Source organism: Pararhodobacter sp. (assembly GCF_034676075.1).
GTDB lineage: Bacteria > Pseudomonadota > Alphaproteobacteria > Rhodobacterales > Rhodobacteraceae > Pararhodobacter.
Window position 1 is genome coordinate 74,458 of record NZ_JAUCCQ010000006.1, and the last position, 22,478, is coordinate 96,935.

21 protein-coding genes and 1 tRNA gene are annotated in these 22,478 nt (G+C 68.5%); 8 read left to right on the plus strand and 14 right to left on the minus strand.

Annotated features, from left to right (window positions below):
• Positions 1-115 precede the first annotated feature (115 nt).
• Positions 116-1,492 (plus strand): FAD-binding oxidoreductase, encoded by a 1,377-nt coding sequence (locus tag VDQ18_RS04175; protein WP_323019760.1) that lies wholly within the window; start codon positions 116-118, stop codon positions 1,490-1,492.
• Positions 1,493-1,498: 6 nt separating this feature from the next.
• On the opposite strand, the gene VDQ18_RS04180 is transcribed toward VDQ18_RS04175, so the two are convergent.
• The 14 genes from VDQ18_RS04180 to pdxH all read right to left on the minus strand — a co-directional run bounded on the left by VDQ18_RS04180 (position 1,499) and on the right by pdxH (position 15,660).
• A complete protein-coding gene (locus VDQ18_RS04180; RefSeq protein ID WP_323019761.1) occupies positions 1,499-2,293 on the minus strand; it encodes a GNAT family N-acetyltransferase in 795 nt (264 codons plus the stop codon).
• 19 nt (positions 2,294-2,312) lie between these two features.
• A complete protein-coding gene (locus tag VDQ18_RS04185; RefSeq protein WP_323019762.1) occupies positions 2,313-3,221 on the minus strand; it encodes a LysR substrate-binding domain-containing protein in 909 nt (302 codons plus the stop codon).
• Between the two features lie 130 nt (positions 3,222-3,351).
• A complete protein-coding gene (locus VDQ18_RS04190) occupies positions 3,352-4,101 on the minus strand; it encodes an SDR family oxidoreductase (protein WP_323019763.1) in 750 nt (249 codons plus the stop codon).
• Positions 4,102-4,109: 8 nt separating this feature from the next.
• A complete protein-coding gene (locus tag VDQ18_RS04195) occupies positions 4,110-4,823 on the minus strand; it encodes an SDR family oxidoreductase (RefSeq protein WP_323019764.1) in 714 nt (237 codons plus the stop codon).
• A gap of 37 nt (positions 4,824-4,860) precedes the next feature.
• Positions 4,861-6,069: an FAD-binding oxidoreductase gene (locus VDQ18_RS04200; RefSeq protein WP_323019765.1), complete on the minus strand. Its 1,209-nt coding sequence runs from the start codon at positions 6,067-6,069 to the stop codon at positions 4,861-4,863.
• Complete coding sequence (locus VDQ18_RS04205) at positions 6,066-6,884, minus strand: NAD(P)-dependent oxidoreductase (protein ID WP_323019766.1); 819 nt, start codon at positions 6,882-6,884, stop codon at positions 6,066-6,068. The genes VDQ18_RS04200 and VDQ18_RS04205 overlap by 4 nt, the downstream gene beginning before the upstream one ends.
• Before the next feature lies 1 nt (position 6,885).
• Positions 6,886-8,094, minus strand: a complete 1,209-nt coding sequence (locus VDQ18_RS04210) for a pyridoxal phosphate-dependent aminotransferase (RefSeq protein WP_323019767.1) — start codon at positions 8,092-8,094, stop codon at positions 6,886-6,888.
• The gene (locus VDQ18_RS04215) at positions 8,091-9,713 is read right to left on the minus strand and encodes a hydantoinase B/oxoprolinase family protein (protein ID WP_323019768.1); all 1,623 of its coding nucleotides are present in this window, start codon (positions 9,711-9,713) and stop codon (positions 8,091-8,093) included. The genes VDQ18_RS04210 and VDQ18_RS04215 overlap by 4 nt, the downstream gene beginning before the upstream one ends.
• Positions 9,706-11,796, minus strand: coding sequence for a hydantoinase/oxoprolinase family protein (locus VDQ18_RS04220; protein WP_323019769.1), 2,091 nt, complete (start codon positions 11,794-11,796; stop codon positions 9,706-9,708). Before VDQ18_RS04220 ends, VDQ18_RS04215 begins: the two co-directional genes overlap by 8 nt.
• Complete coding sequence (locus VDQ18_RS04225; protein ID WP_323019770.1) at positions 11,793-13,460, minus strand: thiamine pyrophosphate-binding protein; 1,668 nt, start codon at positions 13,458-13,460, stop codon at positions 11,793-11,795. The genes VDQ18_RS04220 and VDQ18_RS04225 overlap by 4 nt, the downstream gene beginning before the upstream one ends.
• 331 nt (positions 13,461-13,791) lie before the next feature.
• A tRNA-Pro gene (locus VDQ18_RS04230) sits at positions 13,792-13,868 on the minus strand.
• A 51-nt stretch (positions 13,869-13,919) separates the two neighbouring features.
• Complete coding sequence (locus tag VDQ18_RS04235; protein ID WP_323019771.1) at positions 13,920-14,405, minus strand: DUF192 domain-containing protein; 486 nt, start codon at positions 14,403-14,405, stop codon at positions 13,920-13,922.
• 6 nt (positions 14,406-14,411) lie between these two features.
• Positions 14,412-14,930, minus strand: a complete 519-nt coding sequence (locus VDQ18_RS04240; RefSeq protein WP_323019782.1) for a cold shock domain-containing protein — start codon at positions 14,928-14,930, stop codon at positions 14,412-14,414.
• Positions 14,931-15,021: 91 nt separating this feature from the next.
• Complete coding sequence (pdxH, locus tag VDQ18_RS04245; RefSeq protein ID WP_323019772.1) at positions 15,022-15,660, minus strand: pyridoxamine 5'-phosphate oxidase; 639 nt, start codon at positions 15,658-15,660, stop codon at positions 15,022-15,024.
• 142 nt (positions 15,661-15,802) lie between these two features.
• Between pdxH and fabI the strand changes: the two genes are divergently transcribed.
• From fabI to VDQ18_RS04280, 7 genes are all read left to right on the plus strand, one after another.
• On the plus strand, positions 15,803-16,627 hold the full coding sequence (gene fabI / locus VDQ18_RS04250; RefSeq protein ID WP_323019773.1) for an enoyl-ACP reductase FabI: 825 nt from the start codon (positions 15,803-15,805) through the stop codon (positions 16,625-16,627).
• Between the two features lies 1 nt (position 16,628).
• Positions 16,629-17,243, plus strand: a complete 615-nt coding sequence (locus VDQ18_RS04255; protein ID WP_323019774.1) for a LysE family translocator — start codon at positions 16,629-16,631, stop codon at positions 17,241-17,243.
• A gap of 11 nt (positions 17,244-17,254) precedes the next feature.
• Positions 17,255-17,773, plus strand: coding sequence for a xanthine phosphoribosyltransferase (gpt, locus tag VDQ18_RS04260; RefSeq protein WP_323019775.1), 519 nt, complete (start codon positions 17,255-17,257; stop codon positions 17,771-17,773).
• Between the two features lie 88 nt (positions 17,774-17,861).
• The gene (locus VDQ18_RS04265) at positions 17,862-19,481 is read left to right on the plus strand and encodes an MBL fold metallo-hydrolase (RefSeq protein WP_323019776.1); all 1,620 of its coding nucleotides are present in this window, start codon (positions 17,862-17,864) and stop codon (positions 19,479-19,481) included.
• A 70-nt stretch (positions 19,482-19,551) separates the two neighbouring features.
• Complete coding sequence (locus VDQ18_RS04270) at positions 19,552-20,274, plus strand: polysaccharide deacetylase family protein (protein ID WP_323019777.1); 723 nt, start codon at positions 19,552-19,554, stop codon at positions 20,272-20,274.
• Between the two features lie 31 nt (positions 20,275-20,305).
• Complete coding sequence (locus tag VDQ18_RS04275) at positions 20,306-21,430, plus strand: aminotransferase class V-fold PLP-dependent enzyme (RefSeq protein WP_323019778.1); 1,125 nt, start codon at positions 20,306-20,308, stop codon at positions 21,428-21,430.
• A 4-nt stretch (positions 21,431-21,434) separates the two neighbouring features.
• A complete protein-coding gene (locus VDQ18_RS04280) occupies positions 21,435-22,262 on the plus strand; it encodes a DMT family transporter (protein WP_323019779.1) in 828 nt (275 codons plus the stop codon).
• Positions 22,263-22,478 lie beyond the last annotated feature (216 nt).

Genomic DNA, 22,478 nt, shown 5'->3' on the forward strand with positions numbered 1-22,478 from the left:
ACCTTGTGAAAAGCACGCAAGCAGGCGGGGTTGCAAGCGATTTGCCCCCTCTGGTCAGCGCCCGGCCCAGCCGCTAGGGTCCGGGCGGGACGGAAATACCCCGGGGGAGGAAGGGATGAGCACCAAGAACGATGCACTGGACGCCTTGAGCGACCTGCTTGGCCCGCGGCTCAACCGCTCGGACTCGGACCGCGCCCTGCATGGCCGCTCCGAGGCGCATTTCCAGGACATGCCGCCCGATGCGGTCGCCTATCCCGAGACGACCGCCGAGGTGGCCGAGATCGTGCGCCTGTGCCGGGCCGCCGGGTTGCCGCTGATCGGCTGGGGCGCCGGCACCTCGCTCGAGGGGCATGCGCTGGCCCCGCGCGGCGGCGTCACGGTCGATTTCAACCGCATGAACAAGGTGCTGGAGGTGGTGCCCGAGGATATGGTCGTCACCGTCCAGCCCGGCATCACCCGCGAGGAACTGAACACCGAACTGCGGGCGACCGGGCTTTTCTTCCCCATCGACCCCGGCGCCAACGCCAGCCTCGGCGGCATGGCCTCGACCCGGGCCTCGGGCACGACGGCGGTGCGCTATGGCACGATGCGGGCCAATGTCTTGGGGCTTGAGGTGGTTCTGGCCGATGGCCGCGTGATCCGCACCGGAACCCGGGCGCCCAAATCCTCGACCGGCTATGACCTGACGGCGCTGTTCGTGGGCGCCGAGGGCACTCTGGGGCTCATCACCGAACTGACGCTGAAGCTGCACGGCCAGCCCGAGGCGGTGCGGGCCGCGGTCTGCGCCTTCGACAGCATGGAAGGCGCCGTCGATGCGGTGATCGCCACGATCCAGTCGGGCATTCCCATGGCGCGGATCGAATTCGTCGACCGGGCGGCGGCCGAGGCGTTCAACCGCGGCGCCGGGACCGATTGGCCGGACGCGCCGCATCTGATGCTGGAATTCCACGGGACCGAGGCCGGCGTCACCGAGCAGATGGAACGCTTCGCCGAGATCGCGGGCGATTTCGGCGGTCAGGGCTTCCGCTGGGCCGAGAAGCTGGAGGACCGCAACGCCCTCTGGGCCATGCGCCACAACGCCTATCGCACGACGCTCAAGGCCTATCCGGACAGCGACCCGCTGACGACGGATATCTGCGTGCCGATCTCGAAACTGGCCCAGGCGGTCGAAGAAACGGCGGCGGAAATCGCCGCGGCGGGCATCCCCGGCCCGATCGTCGGCCATGTCGGCGACGGCAATTTCCACGCGCTGCTGCTGCCCCGCAGGGGCGACGCGGTGCAGAAGGCGGCGGCGGTGAGGCTGGCGGCGAACATGGCGGAACGGGCGCTGCGGCTGGGCGGCACGGTCAGCGGCGAGCATGGCATCGGCATGGGCAAGACCAAGTACATGCGCGCCGAACATGGCGACGCCTGGGACGTGATGGACGCGATCAAATCCGCGCTCGACCCCGAGGGGCTGATGAACCCGGGCAAGCTGCTGCCGGGGAACTGAGCGCGGCTAGGGGCCCGGCGCCGGGCCCACGCCCGCCTTCGCCAGGATGGCGTCGAAACGGTGATCGAGGCAGACGCTCAGATCATTGGTGACGAAGCGGTCCCCGGCGAACAGGCTGAAGATCGTCGCCGGTGAGGGGGCGTTCTGCGCCTTCTCGCGGCTGTCGAGCTTGATGACGGTCGGGCTCAGCCCCCGTTTCGCGCAGGTCTCGCGCAGCGCCGTGCCGATGTGAAACTCGGTGAAGGGGCAGCGGTCGGAATAGAAGACGGTCAGGCCCTGCGTCCCCGCAGGCAGCCCCCGGCGGGCGCTGTCGGCAAAGCGGGGGGCGGGCGCCGCGGCCCCGCCCTCATGTCCCAGTGCCAGCAGGCTGAAGCCGCTGTCGGTCGCATCGACCTCGTGAAAGCCCTGCCTGCGCAGCCAGCCGCCGTCGCTGAGGAAGGGCATCTTCCGTCGCCCCACCACCGCGACCAATCCCGCCAGCCCCGCCCCGCGCGCCGCCTCCAGCGCGGTTTGCAGCAGCGCCTTGCCGTGCCCCTGCTGCTTGAACCGGCCCGAGACCCAGAAACAGCCCATCACCATCCAGTCGGGCGCTACCACCGGCTGCCAGGCTTCGGCCCCCGGCCCGTATTCGATCAGCACCTTGCCGCGTTCGTCCAGCCGCGAGAAGCGGTAGCCCTGCGCGTGGGTTTCGGCCAGCCAGCGCTTCTTGGCCTCGGTGCCCGCGGCGTAGCGCCGGTCGGACATCGCGCAGCAGATATGGCTGTCGGGCAGGGTCTCGGGGGTGAGGGTCAGGATGGTCATGGCGCCACCTAACCACCTTTCAGGGGCGGGACCAATCCTGCTCCAGCAACCAGCGGTGCAATGCCGCAACCGGCTTGACGCGCAGCCGGGGCCTGGTGCTGATCACATAGAAGCCGGGGATCGCCGCCTCGGGCATGCCGACCAGCGCGTCGAGCCCCAGCGGCGCGACCAGCCTGCCCGCGGCAAGATCCTCCTCGGCGTCGATGCGCGAGACGAGGCCCACGCCCAGCCCCTGCTGCGCCGCGCGGCGCATGGTGGCGGAATCGTCGAAGGTCAGCTGGCGGTCCAGCTTCGGCACCGTCAAACCCAGATACAACAGGATATCGGGCCAGAGCCGCGTCGAGCGCGAGGGCTGCAACAGGCCGACCGTCACCAGATCGGCGGGGCCTTGGATCGCCCGGGCCAGATCGGGGTGGCAGCAGATCACCTTGGGATCGCGCAGCAGCAGGTGGCTTTGCACATCCTTGCGGTCGCCGTAGCCCCATTGCACCGCTAGGTCGATCTCGTCGCGTTCGAGGTCCACGAGGTCGATCAGCGTGGTCAGCACGATCTCGGCATCGGGCACGGCTTTGCGGAAATCGCCGAGGCGCGGCATCAGGTAGCGGGTGCCGAAATAGGGGCTGACGTTGAAGGCGATGCGCGGCCGATCCGAGGCGGTGGTGATGCGGCGGATCCCCTCTTCGAATTCGTCGAACCCGGCGCGGACATGGTAGGAAAGCGCGATCGCCGCATCGGTCAGGCGGATCGAGCGGCCCTCGCGCTCGACCAGCGCGACGCCCAGCGCTTCTTCCAGCTGGCGGATCTGCTGGCCCACCGCCTGGGGCGAGACGCGCAACTCCTCGGCCGCCTTGACCAGCGACCGCGAGCGCGCCACCGCGTGAAACACCCGCAGCGCATTGAGCGAGGGCAGACGCACGCGGCCCGTCACGGGGACCTCCATCTTCGGGGGGCGAAAGTTCTGTCGTCTGGTCATAGCGCGTTCGGGCCGACGAGGCAAAGCGCCGGAGGGCTGGTGCCGCCCTGAACCCGAAAGCCCAGCTTTGTCGCCCCCTGTCCCGTCAGGCGTAGATATAGCCCCCCGAGACGATGATGTTCTCGCCGGTCATGTAGGTGTTCTTCGGCCCGCCCGCGACCAGCACCCATTCGGCGATCTCGCGCGGCAGCGCGCCACGGCCCAGCGGGCTGGCCTTGGCCAGTTCCGGCAGGAACCCGGCCTGACGGGCCTTTTCCGTCGCCATCCCGGCCGGGGCCACCGAATTGACCAGGATGCCGTCAGGCGCCACGTGATCGGCGATCGAGCGGGTCAGGCTGACCACCGCCGCCTTGGTCGCCGCGTAATGGATGTTGCTGGGATGCGCCTTGAAGGCATCGACCGAGGTGATGTTGACGATCCGCCCGCGGATATGCGCGCGCGGTTCCTGCGCCCGCATATGGGCGATGGCCGCAACCATCATGTGATAGGTGCCCTTGATGTTGATGGCGTTGGACAGGTCCCAATCCTCGTCCGTGACGCCCAGGGTCGGGCGGCGCGGATAGATCGCGGCCGAATTGACCAGCGTGTCGACCCGGCCCAGCGCCCCGGCCACCGTCGCGAAAGCGTCGTTGCAGGCCGGGGCAGTGCGGATGTCGCAGGCGGCGAAGGCGGTGGTCAGGCCCCTGGCGCGGGCCGGGGCCAGCGCGGCCTCGGCCGCCGCGCCGTCGATGTCGATGATGCCGACGGCGCGCGCCCCCGCCTCGGCCGCCATCTCGGCCAGCAGGGCGCCAAGGCCCGAGGCGCCGCCGACGATGACCCAGCTCAGATCCTGCATTTCGTTCCTCATGACAGGGGGACGGGAGAAACCGGGCGCGTCGGCATCAGGTCGAGCCGCGTGACCGAGGCGCGGGCGGGCAGCCGGATGAGCGCCAGCAGCATGTCGGCCACGTCCTGCGGCTGCAGGGCATTGCCGTCCTGATACATCGCCGCCCGCGCCTCCTCGGGCAGGACGCCGGTATAGAGCCCGGTCTCGACCCGGCCGGGCACCAGCTCGGTGACGCGCAGGCCCCGGGGTGAAACCTCGGCCCTGAGCGCGGTAGCGAAAGCGGCGATCCCGGCTTTAGAGGCGGCATAGGCGGCGAACCCTGCCCCCGGGGCATGCGCGGCCGAGGAGCCGGTGAAGACCAGATGCCCCGTCCCCCGCGCCAGCATGCCGGGCAGCAGCAGCCGGGTCAGCCACAGCGTATGGCCCAGGTTCAGAGCCAGGGTCCGGTCGATGGCGTCGGCGTCCATGCTGGCAAAGGCGCCGGGCACCGGCATCATGCCCGCATTATTGACCAGGACGTCGATCCGGCGGCCATCGAGTGCCGCCGTCAGCCCCGCGCGGTCGGCCAGATCCAGCGCCAGCCCCTCGACGCCCGGCGCCTCGGCGCTCAAGGCCTCCAGCGCGGCGCGGTTGCGACCCAAGGCCAGCACCCCATAGCCCGCCCCTGCCAGCGTCACGGCCATGGCCCGGCCGATCCCGCTTGTCGCGCCCGTGATGAGGATTGTGTCCATCGCCCTCTCGTTCCCTCGCTGTGGCCGGAAGCCCGGCTCAGATCACCGCCTTCTCCAGGAAGGGCCGGTTTTCCACGATCCGTTCATAGCCCACCTCGCTCAGGTCGAGGGTGCGGAATCCGCCATAGGCGATCAGCTCGGCCACCCCCCGCCCTGCCGCCGGACCCTGCTGCAGGCCGTGCCCCGAGAAGCCGTTGGCGAAGATGAAATTCTCCACCTCCGGGTGGCGGCCGACGATCAGGTTGTGGTCGAGCACGTTGAAATCGTAATGCCCGGCCCAGCGGTTGACGACCTTGATCGCCTCGAAGGCAGGCGAACGTTCGGCCAGCGCGGGCCAGATGATCTCCTCGAATTCCTCGTAGCGCGGCTCGAAATCGTCCCAATCGGCGGCCGGATCCTCGACCGGCGGGCAGCCGGTCAGGAAATAGCGCCCCTCGGGTCGGCAGAAGACGCCCGAGGGGTCGATCATCAGGGGCAGATGGCCCTCGTTGACGGTGGCGCTCCCCTCCGGCGTCGTCGCGCAATCGAAGACGAAGAGCGTGCGTTTGCGGGGTTCGACCGGCACGTCCAGCCCCGCCATCCGCGCCGTCAGCGCCGCCCGGGGACCCGAGGCGTTGACCACGGTCCCCGCCCCCACCACCGCGCCCGATTTCAGCGTGACCGAGGCCACGCGCGCCCCGGTCCGGGTGATGGCGACCGCCTCGTCCGTGACGTAATCGACGCCCAGCGCGCGCGCCTTGGCCCGGAAGCCGTTCATCAGGCCGGTGTTGGAAAACCACCCCTCGCCCGACTGGCCATAGCTCGCCAGCCGCACATCCGCGACGTTGAGATGCGGGAAGGCCTGCGCCAGTTCCTCGGCGTTCCACAGGACGACATCCGCCCCGCAGGCGCGCTGAACGGCGTGGTTCTCGCGCAGGGTCTGTTCCTGTTCGGGCGTGCCGGCAAGGAACAGATAGCCGCCCTTGCGGAAGTTGAGATCCGGCGCAGCCTCGCCCGGCACCTGCATGGTGCGGGCGAAATCCCGGATGAAGGCGCTGCCGAACTGGCTGATCTTCACATTGATCGGGTTGGAAAACTGCACCCGGATCGACGCGGCCGACAGCGAGGTCGCGGCTTGGCGATAGGTCGGGTCACGTTCGACCACCAAGACCGAGCCGGTGAAATCCGGGTTCGCGGCCAGGAAATAGGCGACGGACGAGCCGATGACGGCCCCGCCCACGATCACCACGTCATAGGACGCTTTCACTTCTGCGCCTCATCGTCAGGATGGCCAAGGTCGACGAACCAGCCGCCCAGGCATTGCACGGCGGGGGCGGTGCCGTCCGGGCGGGGCACCCGCGCCTCGACACCCGCGCGGTAGGCTTCGGTGTTGTCCTGCGGCTGGTAGCCCAGATGCCCGGCCAGACGGTTGTCCACCGGCTTGACCGTGTTGTCGGACATGCCGAATGAGATGGTGAAACCGACGCTGGGCGCGGTCAGCGCCGCCCTCACCAGCCGGTTGCAATCCTCGAACGAGAGCCAGGACCACAGCATGCGTCGGTCGGCGGGCTCGGGGAAGGACGAGAAGATGCGCAGCATCACGCTTTCGATGCCGAACTTGTCCCAATAGAGCCGGCCCAGATCCTCGACGAAGCATTTCGACAGACCATAGAGGCTGTCGGGACGGTGGGGCGCAGTCGCGTCGATGTGGTCGGTCAGGGCGTGATAGCCGATCGCGTGGACCGACGAGGCGTAGATCACGCGCTTCACACCGTGTTTCCGCGCCGCCTCATAGATGTGGTAGCTGCCGCGGATGTTGGAATCGAGGACTTCCTGCCAGGGCCGTTCCAGCGGCGCGCCGCCGAAATGGACGATGGCATCGACGCCCTCGACCGCCGCCATGACCGCCGCTTCATCGGCCAGGTCGAAGGTGGCGGCTTCCTCGTTCGGGGCAAGGTCGGCGATCCCGGTCACATCGGCCAGCCGCAGTTTGCGCGCGAGCGGCTTCAGGCCGCGGCGGAGTTCGGAGCCCAGCCGCCCGGCGGCGCCGGTGATCAGGATCGTGTCGAAGGGGGTGCTCATCTCAGGCCTCCGTCAGCGCGGCGACGGCATTGCCGATCCGCGAAAGCGCCTCGACCAGCACCGCATCGGCGGTGGCGGTCGAGATGCGGAAATAGGGCGAGACGCCATAGGCGCCGCCGGGGACCGAACTGACATGGCCCGCGTTCAGCAGATAGGCCACGACGTCGGTGTCGTTGGTCAGGATCGCGCCCTCGGGCGTGCGTTTGCCGATCAGCCCGGCGCAGCCGATATAGGCGTAGAAGGCGCCTTCGGGCGGCGGCAGGGTCAGGCCGGGGATCGCGGCCACGCCCGCCACGACCAGATCGCGCCGCCGCTCGAAGGCCGCGCGGAACTCGGCCACGCACTCCTGCGGGCCGGTCAGCGCCGCCAGCGCCGCCGCCTGCATCGGCGCCGCGACCGAGGTGCAGGACTGGCTCTGCACCGTGTTCATCGCCTTCACCAACGGCGCCGGACCCGCGGCATAGCCCACCCGCCAGCCGGTCATGGCATAGGCCTTGGCGACGCCGTTCACGACAAGCGTCCGGTCGCGCAATTCCGGGCAGGCCTGACCGAAGCTGACGAAGGCGCGGCCGTCGAACAGAATGTGTTCGTAGATCTCGTCCGACAGGATCAGCACCTGCGGATGCCGGGCCAGCACCGCGCCCAGCGCCTTCAGCTCGTCCATGCCATAGACCGCGCCCGAGGGATTGCCGGGCATGTTCAGGAACAGCCATTTCGTGCGGGGCATGATCGCCGCCTCCAGCGCCGCAGGCGTCAGGCGAAAGCCGGAATCCGCGCCGCAGACCGGGGTGACGGGGACACCGCCCAAGAGCTTCACCATCTCGGGGTAGCTGACGAAATAGGGCGCGGGCAGCACGGCCTCGTCCCCCTCGTTCAGCGTCGCCATCAGCGCGTTGAAGATGATCTGCTTGGCGCCATTGGCCACGACGATCTCGTCGGCGCTGTAATCGAGCCCGTTCTCACGCCGGAACTTGTCGGCCACCGCCTGCCGCAACGCGGGCGTGCCTCCGGCGGCGGTGTAAAGCGTCTCGCCCCTGAGTGCGGCCTCATGGGCGGCGTCGATGATGTGGCGGGGCGTCGGGAAATCCGGCTCGCCCAGCCCGAGGTCGATGACATCGACGCCCTTGGCCCGCAGCGCCTTGGCGGCCAGCGAGGCCGCCATCGAGGCCGAGGGTTTCACCGCCGACAGGCGGCTCGCGACATAGCTCATTTCCGCCCCTTCGTGACATAGCCCTTCGACAGGTCGTTCGCCCGCGCCGCATCCGGGCGCCTGGCCGGATCGCCATAGCCGCCGCCGCCTGGCAGTTCCAGAACCAGCCTGCGCCCGGCGGGCACATGCTGCCAGCCCTTCGGTTTCAGCACCGTCCCATCGTCCAGCGAGGCCGAGCCCGCCACGCCATCCTCCCCGCCGTCTCGGCCACGCGCCGGGTGGTGGATGCGGTCGAACATGGCCGAGAAATCGAATTCATGGCCCGGCGCCGGTTCGATCTCGATCACCTGGCCCAGGCCGCCCCGGAATTCGCCGTCGCCGCCCGAATCCGGCCGCAGCTCCTTGCGCCAGATGACGATGGGGCCGGTGTGTTCCGTGGCCTCGATCGGCATGGTCATCACGCCCGAGGGGAAGGCGGTCGAGGACAGCCCGTCCAGCCCCGGCCGCGCGCCCATGCCGCCCGAGTTGAACATCAGGATCTCTGCCCGCTGGCCCTCCTGCCCCGGGACCGGACGCACGGACATATGGATGTTCCACAAAGCCCCGGCCCCCTCCGCCAGGATCTTCCCGGGCAGTGCCTGCGCCAACGCCCCCAGTACCAGATCCGGCACCATATGGCCGAAGACATGCCGCAGGCTGACCGGCGCCGGGCGTTCGGCGTTCAGGATGTTGACCGGCGACGAGATGGTGAAGGGCTCCAGCGAGGCCCAGTTGTTCGGGATGTCCGGCGCGATCACGCATTTCATCGCGTAGCAGGCGTAGGCCTTGGTGTAGATGATCGGCACATTGATGCCCCAGCGGCTGGGCGCATCGGTGCCGGTGAAATCCACGTTCACCGTATCGCCGCGCGTCTCGAGCGTGGCTTTCAGCGTCACCGGCTGGTCGTAGCCGTCCGTGACCAGCGTATTGGTCCAGGCGCCACGGGGCAGCGCGGCGATCCGTTCCAGCGTGGCGCTACGCGTGCGCTCGAAGATGAAGGCGCCGAGGTCGTCGAGCGTCTCAAGTCCGATCTCCTCCATCATGGCGATCAGTCGCCGGTGACCGACGTCGTTGCAGGCGGCGAGCGAGTAGAAATCGCCGACCACCTGATTGGGCTCGCGCACATTGGCGCGCAGCATCCGCACCAGATCCTTGTTCACGACGCCGCGCTCGGCGAATTTCATGATCGGGATCTGGATCCCTTCCTCGTAGACGGTCTTGGCGTCCGCCCCGAAGCCGCGCCCGCCCACGTCGACCACATGCGCCGTGCAGGCGAAGAAGCCGACCAGCCGGTCGCCCTTGAAGCTGGGCGAGACCATGGTGATGTCGTGCAGATGCCCGGTCCCCTTCCAGGGGTCGTTGGTGACATAGGTGTCGCCCGGGTACATGTCGTCGTAGCCGATTTCCCGGGCGAAATGCAGGACCGCCTCGGCCATCGTGTTGACGTGGCCCGGCGTGCCGGTCACGGCCTGCGCCAGCATCCGGCCCTGAGGATCGAAGACCCCGGCGGAGAGGTCGCCGGCTTCCCGGACCGAGGTCGAGAAGGCGGTGCGCAGCAGCGTCATCGCCTGTTCCTCGACCACGGAAATCAGGCGGTTCCACATGACCTGCAGGCGGATCTCGCGGGTCTGGTCACTCATCGGCCATATCCTTGCGCAGGAGGAGCAGCGAGCCGTCAGGCTGCATGACGATATCGAAGGGCGAGGTGACGATGGTCGAGGTCTCGCGCTCGGTGATGACGGCGGGGCCGCTGATGCGGTCGCCCGGGGAAAGGTCGGCGCGGGCAACGATGGCGGTGTCGAGATGCCGCGCCGCCGCCGGGTCGAAGACCGCGCGGTGCCGGGTCGGGGCGTGAGTCCGGGTGCCGCGGGTGATCGTGGCACGCTCCGGTGCGGGGCGTTCGTCCATCGCCTTGACGGACAGGGTGACGATCTCCACCTCGAGCCCCGACAAGCCGTCGATGGCCCGGCCGAAGAACCGCGCATAGGCCGCGCGGAAATCGGCGCCGATCAGGGCGGCGTCCTCCGCGGTGAAGGGGCGGTCGGGCAGCGGCACCGGGATCTCCCATCCCTGCCCGCGGTAGCGCATGAAGGCGGTGATCTCGGCCAGGATCGCGCCGTCGGTTCCCTGCCGCACGAAGCCCTCGGCGGTGGCTTTCAGGTCGGCGATCAGGGCGTTGACCTGCCCCGCGTCGAAGCTGGAAAGCCCGATCACGCGCGAGGCCAGCGCCTCGTAGCCGAAGGGCGCCTTGAGGAAGCCGATCGCCGAGCCCACACCCGCGCCGGGCGGGATCAGGCATTCGGCAATGCCCAGCTTCTCGCAGAGCCGCGCGGCATGAAGCGGCGCGGCGCCCCCGAAGGCAACCATGATGTTGTCCGAGATGTTCTTGCCATTCTCGACGGCGTGGACCCGAGCAGCGTTGGCCATGTTCTCGTCCACAACCTCGCCGATGCCGAAGGCCGCGGCCCCGGCGTCGAGGCCCAGCCGCTCGCCCACCGCGCCCAGGATCGCGGCCTCGGCCAGCTGCTGCGACAGCGCGATGGCACCGCCCGCGAAATTGTCGGGGTCGATCTTGCCCAGCACCAGATCGGCATCGGTGATCGCCGGACGCGCCCCGCCCCGCTGATAGCAGGCTGGCCCGGGCTCGGACCCCGCGCTTTCGGGGCCGGTCTGGATGCGGCCCATCGCATCGACCCAGGCCAGCGAGCCGCCGCCCGCGCCAATCTCGATCATTTCGATCACCGGGATCGAGACGGGCATGCCCGAGCCCTTGGCGAAGCGCGTGGTCCGCGCCACCTCGAAGGTCCGCGCGGTCTTGGGCGAGAAATCCTCGATCAGGCAGATCTTGGCGGTGGTGCCGCCCATGTCATAGCTGACGACCCTCTCCAACCCGAAGCGCCGCGCCACATCGGCGGCGAAGATCGCGCCCCCCGCAGGCCCGGATTCGACCAGCCGAACCGGGAATTCGGCCGCCGTCTCGACCGAGACAAGACCACCGCCCGAGTGGATCATGAACACCGGGCAGGTCGCGCCCTTCTCCTTCAGCCGGATCTGCAGCCGCTCCAGATAGCTGGCCATCTGCGGCCGGACATAGGCATTGGCGCAGACCGTGTTGAACCGCTCGAACTCCCGCATCTGCGGCGAGACTTCGCTGGAGAGGGAAATCGGCAGATCGCAGCGCGCGGCGATGATCTCGCGCGCCCGACGCTCATGCGCGGGGTTGAGGTAGGAATGGATGAAGCCGATGGCCACGGCACCATAGCCGCCCGCCGCGATCCGCTCGGCCACCGCCGCCAGCGCCACCTCGTCCAGCGGCGCCAGCTCCTGCCCCTGTGCGCCGATCCGTCCCGCCACGGCAAAGCGATCCTCGCGCGGGACCAGCGGCTTGGGCAGCTGGATATTCAGGTCGTATTGGTCGAAGCGGCTTTCGGTCCGCATCTCGATCACGTCGCGAAAGCCCTCGGTCGTGACGAAGGCGGTCCTGGCGCCCCGCCGCTCGATCAGTGCGTTGGTGGCCAGCGTCGTGCCGTGGATCACGATCTCCAGATCCGCATAGCCGATCCCGGTCTCGGCCAGAACGATGTCGATCCCGTCGAGGATCGCCTGTTCCGGCGCGGCATAGCTGGTCAGCACCTTGGTCGAGTGGATCGCACCGCGGTATTCCAGCGCGATATCGGTGAAGGTGCCGCCGATATCGGCCCCCAGTCGGATCGAAGAGGTCATGGCGCGGCCTTCCGGGCAAGGGCCGCCGCGCGCATCTGGCTGAGCGTCTGGCGGGGCGTCAGGGCTTCGGGCGAAATGTTGAGATCCAGCACTGCCCCGGTTGGCGAGGCCAGCGCCCGGGCGAAGGCCGGGGCGAAATCCTCGGTCGTGGCGACGTGTTCGGCGTGGAACCCATAGGCCTTGGCGAGCACCACGAAATCGGGGTTGATCATGTCGGTACCCGAGACGCGGGCGGGATAATGCCGCTCCTGATGGGCGCGGATCGTGCCATAGATGCCGTTGTTCAGGATCAGGACGATCGGCTGCGCGCCATATTGCGCGGCGGTCGCAAGTTCCTGACAATTCATCTGAAAATCGCCGTCCCCGGCAAAGCAGACCACCCGGCGCGCCGGGTCGGCGATCCTGGCGGCGATGGCGGCGGGCAGGCCATAGCCCATGGCGCCCGATTGGGGCGCGAGCAGGCGCGCGCGCGGGCCGAACTTGAAGAACTTGTTCGGCCAGACGGTGAAGTTCCCCGCGCCATTGGTCAGAATGACATCCTCGGGCAGCACGTCGCGCAGATGCACCGTGACCTCGCCCATATCGACAGGCGAGGGCTGCGGCGGCAGAGCGAAACCGCCCTCCCACTCATCCCGCGCCTTGGCGCGCCACTCGGACCAGGGGCCCTGCACCGGGCTCATCGCCATGGCGAAGGCGTTGGGGCCGGCCTGCACGCCCAGCTCGGGCTGATAGATCTTGCCGATCTCGGCCGGGGAGGCGTGGACATGGATCAGCCACTGTTTCGGCACCGGCACGTCGAGGAGCGTATAGCCATCCGTCGTCATCTCGCCGAACCGGATGTTGAGGGCGAGGATCACATCGGCCTCACCGACTACCTGGCGAACGTTCGGGTTCATGCCGACCCCGGCCTCGCCGACATAGACCGGCGAGGAATTGTCGTACTGGTCCTGAAAGCGGAAGGCGGCGACGACCGGGATGTCGCTGGCCTCGGCGAAGGCCTGCAGTGCGGCACTGCCCTCGGCCGTCCAGTTGCAGCCGCCGGTCAGGATCAGCGGGCGCCGGGCGTCGCCCAGGATCGCCCGCACCCGGTCCATCGTGGCGGCTGAGGGCGCGGCTTCGGCGACGAAGGCGGGGCCGGTCAGAGGCGAGGCTTCCGTGGGGCTGGTCAGCATGTCCTCGGGCAACGCGATGACCACCGGGCCGGGGCGGCCGGTGGTCGCCGTGGTCCAGGCGCGGGCCAGGATCTCGGGGACGCGGTCGGCGCTGTCGATTTCGACCGCCCCTTTCGCCATCGAGCCGAAGACCGCGCGGTAATCGAGTTCCTGAAACGCCTCGCGGCCTTTCATATCCGTACCGACCTGGCCCACGAACAGGATCATCGGCGCGCTGTCCTGCATCGCCGTATGCACCCCGATCGAGGCATTGGTCGCCCCCGGGCCGCGGGTCACGAAGCACAGGCCGGGCTTGCCGGTCAGCTTGCCCCAGGCAGCAGCCATGAAAGCGGCGCCGCCTTCGTTGCGGCAATTGATGAAATCGAGGCGGCCCCTGGTGTCATGCAGCGCGTCCAGCACCGCCAGATAGCTCTCGCCCGGGACGCCGAAACCCTTCTCGGCGCCGAGCGCGAGCAGGCAATCGACAAGAAGCTGGCCGCCGGTTCGTGTCATGATCATCCTTCGATGCCACAGGGGATGCCGGACGAGTGTGACAAGAAAGCCGGGCGCGGAAAATCAAGTTCTCCGCGCGAAAGGAAAGTTCAGCTTTGGTGTTTCGGTCGTGGGTCCGGGGTTGCCTGAGGCGAGGGAGCGGCACTGCGGCCGGACCGCAAAGCAACCCTTTGCGCTGCTCCGCAACGAGGCGCGCATCCGCACGGCGCACTCCACCCCGGCCACCGAGGCAGGGCCATCCAAGTCATCGAAAAAGAATGAAACGCGGGAGGTGCGGCAGCGGCCTCTACCATCTGGCCCCTGCCCTCAGGGCCGGTTCCTCAACGCGGGATGGTCGGGGCGATAGGATTCGAACCTACGACCTACGGTACCCAAAACCGTCGCGCTACCAGACTGCGCCACGCCCCGATGATCCCTCGTCACCGGCCTCTTAGACCAGTGCGCGCGAAGTGGAAAGGGTCACTCGCAGGGCCAGGCCGCGAGATCCGACGCGATGGCCGGATGACGCAGCTCGGCCCCCGGCGCCAGATGCAGGCGCGCGGCCATGCCGCCGTTGATCTCGAGGACGTAGCGGATGCCCTCGCCCCCGTCGATCGGCGTGCGGTCCATCGGCACGGCGTTCTCGTGCACGCTCTGGACCACACCCTGCTCGTCGATGAACAGCATATCGAGGGGGATCAGCGTGTTCTCCATCCAGAAGACCGCGCGCTGCGGCCGGTCGAAGACGAAGAGCATGCCGTTGAAGCGCGGCATCGAGGGCACATGCATCAGCCCCTGCGCGCGCTCGGCGTCGGTATCGGCGATCTCGACGGTAAAGGCGGCGGTCCCCTGCGCGCTGCGCAGCTGGACCCGGTCCTCGCGGCACTCCGACGCCAGCGCCGGAACCGCCATCATCACCAGGGCGATGACCCCCGCCAGCACGCCGCCGACCAACCCCTCACGCATCCGCCTTCACTCCTTCTTGTGCAACGCCGTTTCCCACGACGAGATCGACACCGCCATGCGGCCCCGCTCGCCCTCGACGATGCGCAGGCCCACGGCCTCACCGGGTTGTAGCTCGGCGAAGCCCGACTTGCGCAGCACTTCCATGTGAATGAAGACATCCTCGGGCCGGCCGAAGACATTGGCAAAGCCGAAGCCCTTGACCTTGTCGAACCATTTCACCCGCGCCGGTTCGAGCGTCAGCAGCTCTTCCGCCGGGTCCAGTTCGGGCATCTCGACCTCGCCGTCATCCGGCGGCGACACCTCGAAAACCTCGACCGCTTGCAGCCCGCGTTGCGTCTGCTGCACACTGACCACGATTCCCGCGCGGTCACATACCGAACTCTGCCCGAAATTCCGCAGCGCATTCACATGCAGCAGAATATCCGGCCCTCCCGACTCGGCAACAATGAACCCGAACCCTTTCGCAGGGTCGAACCATTTGACACTGCCCCGGACGCGCGGGAGGCCCCGCTCAACCTCGACCATCGTATTCCCAACCATAGAAGTCCCAACCGCGGTCAGCATCTTCGCATTTTGCAGCAAGTGCAAGGGGAAGGCGTTTCGCGAAGCGTGAATTTCACGGATTCAGCCGGATATTGGTCCATCGTCCCGTTCCCTGACTGCGTGTAAAGCGGAACCGGTCATGCAACCGGAAGGCGCCATCTGCCCAGAACTCAATTTCAACCGGAAGCAGACGAAATCCACCCCAGAACTGAGGTCTCGGCGGGTTTATGCCGAATTTGAGACTCATCTTTGCAACCTCCGCCATCAATGCGCCGCGCGACTCGAGAGGCTGCGACTGCTTGCTGGCCCAGGCGCCGAGCCGCGATTGCAGCGAGCGGCTGGCGTAATAGGCGTCGGCCTGAGGCCCCTCTTCGCGGGTCACGGTGCCACGAACGCGAATCTGTCGGCGCAGCGACTTCCAGTGCATGACGAAGGCCGCCTTGCCCGCGCCCTCGATCTCGGCCCCCTTGCGGCTGCCGTAATTGGTATAGAAGACGAAGGCGCCGTCGCCGTTGCCCTGGCTCTCGATTTCCTTGAGCAACACCATGCGGACATTCGGCAGCCCCTCGGCATCAACCGTCGCAAGGGCTATCGCATTGGGATCGTTCGGTTCGCTCTCTTCGGCCTCGGCCAGCCAGCGGCGGGCGATGACGAAGGGATCCTCGCCCGCGAAGATGCCGGTACGGATGCTGTCGTCGTGGTCGTCGCTCATGGCCGGGCCTTCCTTGCTGGCGGATCGCGGGGCCGACACTCGCAGCAAACCCGGCCTCGCTGCAAGTCCTGCGCGCCCTTGATGCGTCAGGGGCTTTGGCCTAAAGCTGGCCCCTACGTAAACTCAGGAGCCGGAGAGCGCGATGTCAGCAGGACTTATGGCGGGCAAAAAAGGCCTTATCATGGGCCTCGCCAACGACAAATCCATCGCCTGGGGCATTGCTCAGGCGCTGGCGTCGCAGGGCGCGGAACTGGCCTTCAGCTATCAGGGCGAAGCGCTGAAGAAGCGGGTCGTGCCGCTGGCCGAGAGCCTCGGCGCGCCGCGGCTCTTCGAATGCGACGTCTCGAACATGGAGTCGGTCGATTCGATGTTCGCCGCGCTGCAGGCCGAATGGCCCGAGATCGACTTCCTGGTGCATGCCATCGGCTTTTCCGACAAGAACGAGCTGCGCGGCCGCTATGTCGACACCAGCCACGCCAACTTCCTGATGACGATGGACATTTCCGTCTATTCCTTCACCGCCGTCGCCAAGCGCGCCGCGGCGATGATGCCGAAGGGCGGCTCGCTGCTGACGCTGACCTATTACGGGGCCGAGCAGGTCATGCCGCATTACAACGTGATGGGCATCGCCAAGGCCGCGCTGGAAGCTTCGGTCATGTATATCGCCGAGGATCTGGGCAAGGACGGCATCCGCTGCAACGCCATCTCTGCCGGGCCGATCAAGACGCTCGCCGCCTCGGGGATCGGCGATTTCCGCTACATCATGAAGTGGAACGAGCTGAACTCGCCCTTGCGCCGCAACGTGACGCAGGAGGAGGTCGGCAAGGCCGCGCTTTACCTGCTGTCAGATCTGGGCTCGGGCACCACGGGCGAGACGCTGCATGTGGACGCGGGCTATCACGTCGTCGGCATGAAGGCGGTGGACGCGCCCGATATCGACGTCGTGACCGGCCGCAAGGGCGAGTGACATGACCGCCGCCCAGCTTGCCGCCTTCGTGCTGACCCTGGCCGCGGCCTTCATCGTGCCGGGTCCGGCGATGCTGCTGGCGCTCAGGAACACGCTGACCGGCGGGTTGGGGGCGGGCATCGCCACCGGCACCGGGCTGGCGCTGGTCGCCGCCGGTTGGACCGCCGCGGCGCTGGCGGGGCTGGGCGCGCTGTTCGTGCTGGTGCCCTGGGCCTTTGCGGCGATGAAGCTGGCGGGGGCGCTGTACCTCCTGTGGATCGCCGTGCAGATCTGGCGCGACGCCGGCAGCCCGCTGGGTCAGGGCCCGTCGGACGGGCGGCGGCGCTGGAGCCGGGCTTTCGGGTCGGGGCTGCTGGTCAACCTCGCCAATCCGAAATCGGTGCTCTTTTCCGCTGCCGTGCTGGTGGTGATCTTCCCTGCCGGGCTGGGCCTTGGTGACGCGACGTTCGTCGTCACGGCCCATTTCCTGCTGGAGATCCTCGGCTATACGCTTCTGGCGCTGATCCTCTCGCGTCCTGCGGCGCGGGCGGCCTATCTCGGCGCCAAGCTCTGGATCGACCGGACCGCGGGGGCGGTGCTGGGCGCGCTGGGGCTGCGCCTGCTTCTGTCCCGCTGAAGGAGTTCCCGATGATCGACCGCCTGCCTCATGAGAAGGGTTTCCACGTCAGCTGGGACCAGCTGCACCGCGACGCGCGCGCGCTGGCCTGGCGCCTGCAGGGCCGCGGCCCGGACGATGGCAACTGGCGCGCGGTGGTGGCGATCACCCGGGGCGGCATGGCGCCCGCGATGATCGTCGCGCGCGAACTCGACATCCGCACCGTCGATACGATCAGCGTGAAATCCTACCATTCCGGCGGCGGTAAAGAGGACCAGCGGCGCGAGGCGCAGGTCATCAAGTCGCCCAATGCCGAGATGATGGGCGACGGCGAAGGCATTCTGGTCGTCGACGATCTGGTGGATACCGGCAAGACGCTGGAACTGGTGCGCAAGCTCTATCCCAAGGCGCATTTCGCCTGCGTCTATGCCAAGCCCGAGGGCGAGAAGCAGACCGACACCTTCATCACCGGCGTCAGCCAGGACACCTGGATCTTCTTCCCCTGGGACATGGCGCTGCAATACGTCGAACCCTTCCGCGGCCGCGACTGACCGGCACCACCCCGAACCCCGACCGAAAGGCCGGGGTTTTTCCTTGCCGTTCCCGCAGCTTGGCGCGAGACTGGCGGCGGAGGTGGCCATGTCCTTTCCCGAACTGACCTTTCACGGCGCGGCGCGCGGTGTCACCGGCTCGTGCTTCCGTCTCAAGACGGCCGCGGGCACGATCCTTGTCGATTGCGGCATGTTCCAAGGCTCGAAGACCGAGAAGGAGCTGAACTACCGCCCCTTCCCCTTCGACCCCACGGATATCGACGCCGTGGTCCTGACCCATGCCCATATCGACCATTCCGGGCTTCTGCCGAAGCTGGTGCATGATGGATTTCAGGGCGTGATCCATGCCACACGCGCGACGGTCGACCTCTGCGGGGTCATGCTGCCCGATTCCGCGCATATCCAGGCGCTGGAGGTGCAGCAGCTGAACCGCCGCCGTGCCCGCTGGCAGAAGGATGCGGTCACGCCGATCTATGACGGCGCCGATGTCGACCGGACCATGGCGCAGATGCGGGGCCATGATTACGGCGATTGGGTCGCGGTGCTGCCGGGGCTCAGGGCGCGGTTCTGGAACGCGGGGCATATGCTGGGCTCGGCCTCGGTCGAGCTGGAGGTGATGGTGCCTGGCCATCGCGAGCCGCTGGTTCTGTGCTTTTCGGGCGATATCGGCCCGGCCTTCAAGCTGCTGCATCCCGATCCCGCCGGGCCCCGGGGCGTCGATTACCTGATCTGCGAAAGCACCTATGGCGGCACCGACCGGCTCGGCGCCTCGGATGACGTGCGCCGCGCGATTCTGGGCGAAGAAGTGCGCGCCGCGATCCGCCCCGATGGCGTGCTGCTGATCCCCTCCTTCGCCGTCGAACGCGCGCAGGAGCTGATCGCCGATCTCACGCGGCTGATGGACGAGGGCGTGCTGCCGCCGATCCCGATCTATGTGGACAGTCCGCTGGCCGCCCGCGCGACCGAGGTCTTCAACCGCCACCGCCGCACGCTGGACAAGGGGGCGACCCTGGCCAAGGGGCTGCACAACCCGAACCTGCATTTCACCCAGGATGTCGAGGAGTCGAAGCGCCTCGATCAGGTCGAGGGCTTTCACATCGTCATCGCCGCCTCGGGCATGGCCGAGGCCGGACGCATCCGCCACCGCCTCAAGCGCTGGCTCTGGTCCGAGGCGGCGACAGTGCTCTTCGTCGGCTATCAGGCGCAGGGGACGCTGGGGCGGCTTCTGGTCGATGGCGCCAAGCAGGTGCGTATCCAGGGCGAGGGCTATGACGTCGCCGCCCGGATCCGGGTGATCGACCTCTATTCCGGCCATGCGGACGGGCCGGAACTGACCGCCTGGATCGCCGCCCGCGCGCCCGTCCGGCAGGCCCTGTTCCTGACCCATGGCGAGCCCCCGGCGATGGAGGCGCTGGCCCGGACCGAAGCCGAGGCGCTGGCCCCCCTGCCCGTCCTGCAACCGGCGCTGGACGCAAGCTACCTCCTGACGCCCAACGGGCCGCAGGAAGTGAGCGAGGGTCATGACCGCCCGGCCCCCCGCCTGCACCCGGCAGCGGTGGCCAATCTCGACTGGCACAACGACGTGTCGAAACTGTTCCTCGACCTCAACGAGGCGCTGTCGGGCGCCGGGGACGAAAAGGCGCGCGGCGTGCTGATCCGCCGCCTGCGCGCCGCGCTGGAGGACTGGCAGGCGGGCCACGGCGGCTGACTAGGCACCCTTCCGCGCATGGCCGCGCGGGCGGCTGGACGGCTTCCGCCTTCCTGCCCAGACTGCCGGGATGACTCGCTGGTTGGTGCTTCTTGCGGCCGTCGCCGCCCTCGTGCTGGGCCTCTGGCAGCTGTCCCGGGCGCGGGAGTTTCAGCTTTTCGGCCGGCTCGTCGCCCATGTGGAGACCGATCGCCCCCTGGTCGCGCTGACCTTCGATGACGGGCCGACGCCGGATTACACCGACCAGATCCTCGGCATCCTGGCCGGGCGCGGGGTGCGCGCCACCTTCTTCGTCACGGGCCGCGAGGCCAGCGAACACCCGGCCGAGACCGCCGCCCTGGTCGCCGCCGGTCACGCGCTGGGCAACCATTCCTGGAGCCATCAGCGCATGGTCCTGATGCGCCCGGCCGAGGTCGTCCAGGAACTGGCCCGCACCGATGACGCGATTCGGGCGGCGGGCTACGAGGGGCCGCTGCCCTTCCGCCCGCCCTATGGCAAGAAGCTGTTCTCGCTGCCCTGGGTGCTGGCGCAGCAGGACCGGCTGACGGTGATGTGGGATGTCGAACCCGACAGCGACCCCAACGCCGGGGCCGAACGCATCGCCCGCGCCGCCGTGGATCAGGCCCGGCCCGGCTCGATCATCCTGCTGCACGCCATGTATGACAGCCGCGCCGCCACCCGCGCCGCGCTGCCCGCCATCATCGACGGGCTGCGCGAGCGGGGTTTCCAGCTGGTCACCGTGCCCGACCTTCTGGCTGCGGGCGGCGTTGCGCCCGGCCCCGCCACACCCTAGTGTGCGCGCGACATCAAACACGGAGATTGAGATGCCCGCCCTCCATGACACCATCGACGCCGGCGGCCTCGAAGAATTCTCGGTCGTCTTCACCGACCGCTCGCTCAACCACATGTCCAAGCGCTTTCAGGGCGTGATGAAGGACATCTCGGCCACGATGAAAGAGGTCTACAACGGCTCGGCCGTGGCGCTGGTGCCCGGCGGCGGCACCTTCGCCATGGAATCGGTCGCGCGCCAGTTCGGCCGCGGCAAATGCCTGGTGGTCCGCAACGGACTCTTCAGCTTCCGCTGGAGCGCGATCTTCGACGCGGGCCATCTGAACGACGACACCGAGGTGATGAACGCCCGTCCCCAGGGCAACGAGACCGAGGCCCCCTTCGCCCCCGCCCCCATCGCCGAGGTCACCGCCCGGATCCTGTCGGAGAAACCCGAAGCGGTCTTCGCGCCCCATGTGGAGACTTCGGCCGGGATGATCCTGCCCGACGCCTATATCAAGGCGATGGCCGATGCCGCGCATGAAGTGGGCGCGCTGATGGTGCTGGATTGCATCGCCTCCGGCGCGGCCTGGGTCGACATGAAGGCGCTGGGCGTCGATGTGCTGGTCTCGGCCCCGCAAAAGGGCTGGAGCGCCTCGCCCTCGGCCGGGATCGTGGTGATGGGCGCGCGGGCCGAACAGCGGCTGGAAGCCACCACCTCGGACAGTTTCGCGCTCGACCTGAAGAAATGGCGCGCGATCATGAAGGCCTACGAGGACGGCGGCCACGCTTATCACGCGACCATGCCCACCGACGCGCTGGCGGGCTTCCGCGACGCGATGCTGGAGACGAAGGCGATGGGCTTCGATGCCGCCAAGGCCGCGCAATTCGCGCTGGGCAAGGGCGCGCGGGCGCTACTCGCCGCCTATGGCCACAAGCCGCTGGCGGCCGAGGGCTTCGGCGCCCCGGGCGTCGTGGTCTGCTACACCGACCGGCCCGAGCTGCAGAACGGCTCGGCCTTCGCCGCCGCCGGCTACCAGATCGCCGCGGGCGTGCCGCTGATGATCGGCGAAGGCGAGGGTTTTCGCACCTTCCGCATCGGCCTCTTCGGGCTCGACAAGCTGAAGGACGTCCCCGGCACGCTGGCCCGCCTCGACGCGGCGCTGAAAGCGGTCGCCTGAGGCGATGCGTCTGGCGCTGCTCACGGCGCTGGTGATGGTGGCCTTCGCGGCCAATTCGCTGCTGAACCGGGCAGCGGTCGGGGCAGGGCTCATCGAGGCCCTGCCCTTTGCCTTGATCCGCGTGGTGACGGGGGCCGCGGTCCTCTGGGCGATGACCCGGGTGCGGCCAGGGCGCGAGAACCTGCTGCCTGCGCTCTGGCTGACGCTCTATCTGCTGGGCTTCTCGCTGGCCTACCGGGCGCTCGACGCGGGCGTCGGCGCGCTGATCCTGTTCGCCGGGGTGCAGGTGACGATGCTGGCGGGGGCGGTGCTGGGGGGCGAGAAGCCCCCTGCGCGGCGCTTCGCCGGGGCGGGCGTGGCGCTGGTGGGGCTGGCGGCACTGCTGCTGCCCGGGACGGCGGCGGTGCCGGCGCTGACGCCCGCGCTGCTGATGGCAGCGGCGGCGCTGGGCTGGGGCCTCTATTCGCTGGCGGGACGCGGGGCCCGGGAACCTCTGCGCGCGACGGCGGGGAATTTCCTGCTGGCCGTGCCGCTGGTGGTCCTGGCCTGCCTGCCCGTCGGCTGGGGCGAAGCCAGCGTCCAGGGCGTGCTGTTGGCGGCGGTGTCGGGCGCGGTGACTTCGGGGCTGGGCTATGCGCTCTGGTACGCGGTCCTGCCCGGACTGGGCGCCGCCCGCGCCGCGGTGGCACAGCTGAGCGTGCCGGTGATCGCCCTGGGCGCCGGGGCAATGACCCTGGGCGAGCGGTTGAGCCCCGCCGCCTGGATGGCGTCGGCGCTGGTGCTGGCCGGAGTCGCGCTGGCCACACTGCCGGCACGGCGGCGAAGCAGGTAACAGAGGGGTTTCGCCCTCGTTGCCCGCTGTCGCGGGCGCCTCGGGCGACCAGCGGCGCGGCGCGCCGCCGCGCCGACGAAGGAAGGGGGGCTTTCTGCCCCCCTCTGCCCTGCGGGCATTCACCCCCCGAGGATATTTTAAGAACGAAGATTGCAGGTTAGCGTCCCCTTAACCTTCATCTTTGTTCTCCAAATATCCTCGGGGGTTTCTCAAGGG

What these genes read in the sequence shown, in the direction of transcription:
- VDQ18_RS04215 (WP_323019768.1), bottom strand. Translation starts at nt 9,713, where the DNA reads ATGAGTGACCAGACCCGCGAGATCCGCCTGCAGGTCATGTGGAACCGC.
- fabI (WP_323019773.1), top strand. Translation starts at nt 15,803, where the DNA reads ATGTCAGCAGGACTTATGGCGGGCAAAAAAGGCCTTATCATGGGCCTC.
- VDQ18_RS04235 (WP_323019771.1), bottom strand. Translation starts at nt 14,405, where the DNA reads ATGCGTGAGGGGTTGGTCGGCGGCGTGCTGGCGGGGGTCATCGCCCTG.
- VDQ18_RS04225 (WP_323019770.1), bottom strand. Translation starts at nt 13,460, where the DNA reads ATGACACGAACCGGCGGCCAGCTTCTTGTCGATTGCCTGCTCGCGCTC.
- pdxH (WP_323019772.1), bottom strand. Translation starts at nt 15,660, where the DNA reads ATGAGCGACGACCACGACGACAGCATCCGTACCGGCATCTTCGCGGGC.
- VDQ18_RS04240 (WP_323019782.1), bottom strand. Translation starts at nt 14,930, where the DNA reads ATGGTCGAGGTTGAGCGGGGCCTCCCGCGCGTCCGGGGCAGTGTCAAA.
- VDQ18_RS04255 (WP_323019774.1), top strand. Translation starts at nt 16,629, where the DNA reads ATGACCGCCGCCCAGCTTGCCGCCTTCGTGCTGACCCTGGCCGCGGCC.
- gpt (WP_323019775.1), top strand. Translation starts at nt 17,255, where the DNA reads ATGATCGACCGCCTGCCTCATGAGAAGGGTTTCCACGTCAGCTGGGAC.
- VDQ18_RS04270 (WP_323019777.1), top strand. Translation starts at nt 19,552, where the DNA reads ATGACTCGCTGGTTGGTGCTTCTTGCGGCCGTCGCCGCCCTCGTGCTG.
- VDQ18_RS04190 (WP_323019763.1), bottom strand. Translation starts at nt 4,101, where the DNA reads ATGCAGGATCTGAGCTGGGTCATCGTCGGCGGCGCCTCGGGCCTTGGC.
- VDQ18_RS04210 (WP_323019767.1), bottom strand. Translation starts at nt 8,094, where the DNA reads ATGAGCTATGTCGCGAGCCGCCTGTCGGCGGTGAAACCCTCGGCCTCG.
- VDQ18_RS04180 (WP_323019761.1), bottom strand. Translation starts at nt 2,293, where the DNA reads ATGACCATCCTGACCCTCACCCCCGAGACCCTGCCCGACAGCCATATC.
- VDQ18_RS04280 (WP_323019779.1), top strand. Translation starts at nt 21,435, where the DNA reads ATGCGTCTGGCGCTGCTCACGGCGCTGGTGATGGTGGCCTTCGCGGCC.
- VDQ18_RS04175 (WP_323019760.1), top strand. Translation starts at nt 116, where the DNA reads ATGAGCACCAAGAACGATGCACTGGACGCCTTGAGCGACCTGCTTGGC.
- VDQ18_RS04265 (WP_323019776.1), top strand. Translation starts at nt 17,862, where the DNA reads ATGTCCTTTCCCGAACTGACCTTTCACGGCGCGGCGCGCGGTGTCACC.
- VDQ18_RS04205 (WP_323019766.1), bottom strand. Translation starts at nt 6,884, where the DNA reads ATGAGCACCCCCTTCGACACGATCCTGATCACCGGCGCCGCCGGGCGG.
- VDQ18_RS04220 (WP_323019769.1), bottom strand. Translation starts at nt 11,796, where the DNA reads ATGACCTCTTCGATCCGACTGGGGGCCGATATCGGCGGCACCTTCACC.
- VDQ18_RS04275 (WP_323019778.1), top strand. Translation starts at nt 20,306, where the DNA reads ATGCCCGCCCTCCATGACACCATCGACGCCGGCGGCCTCGAAGAATTC.
- VDQ18_RS04195 (WP_323019764.1), bottom strand. Translation starts at nt 4,823, where the DNA reads ATGGACACAATCCTCATCACGGGCGCGACAAGCGGGATCGGCCGGGCC.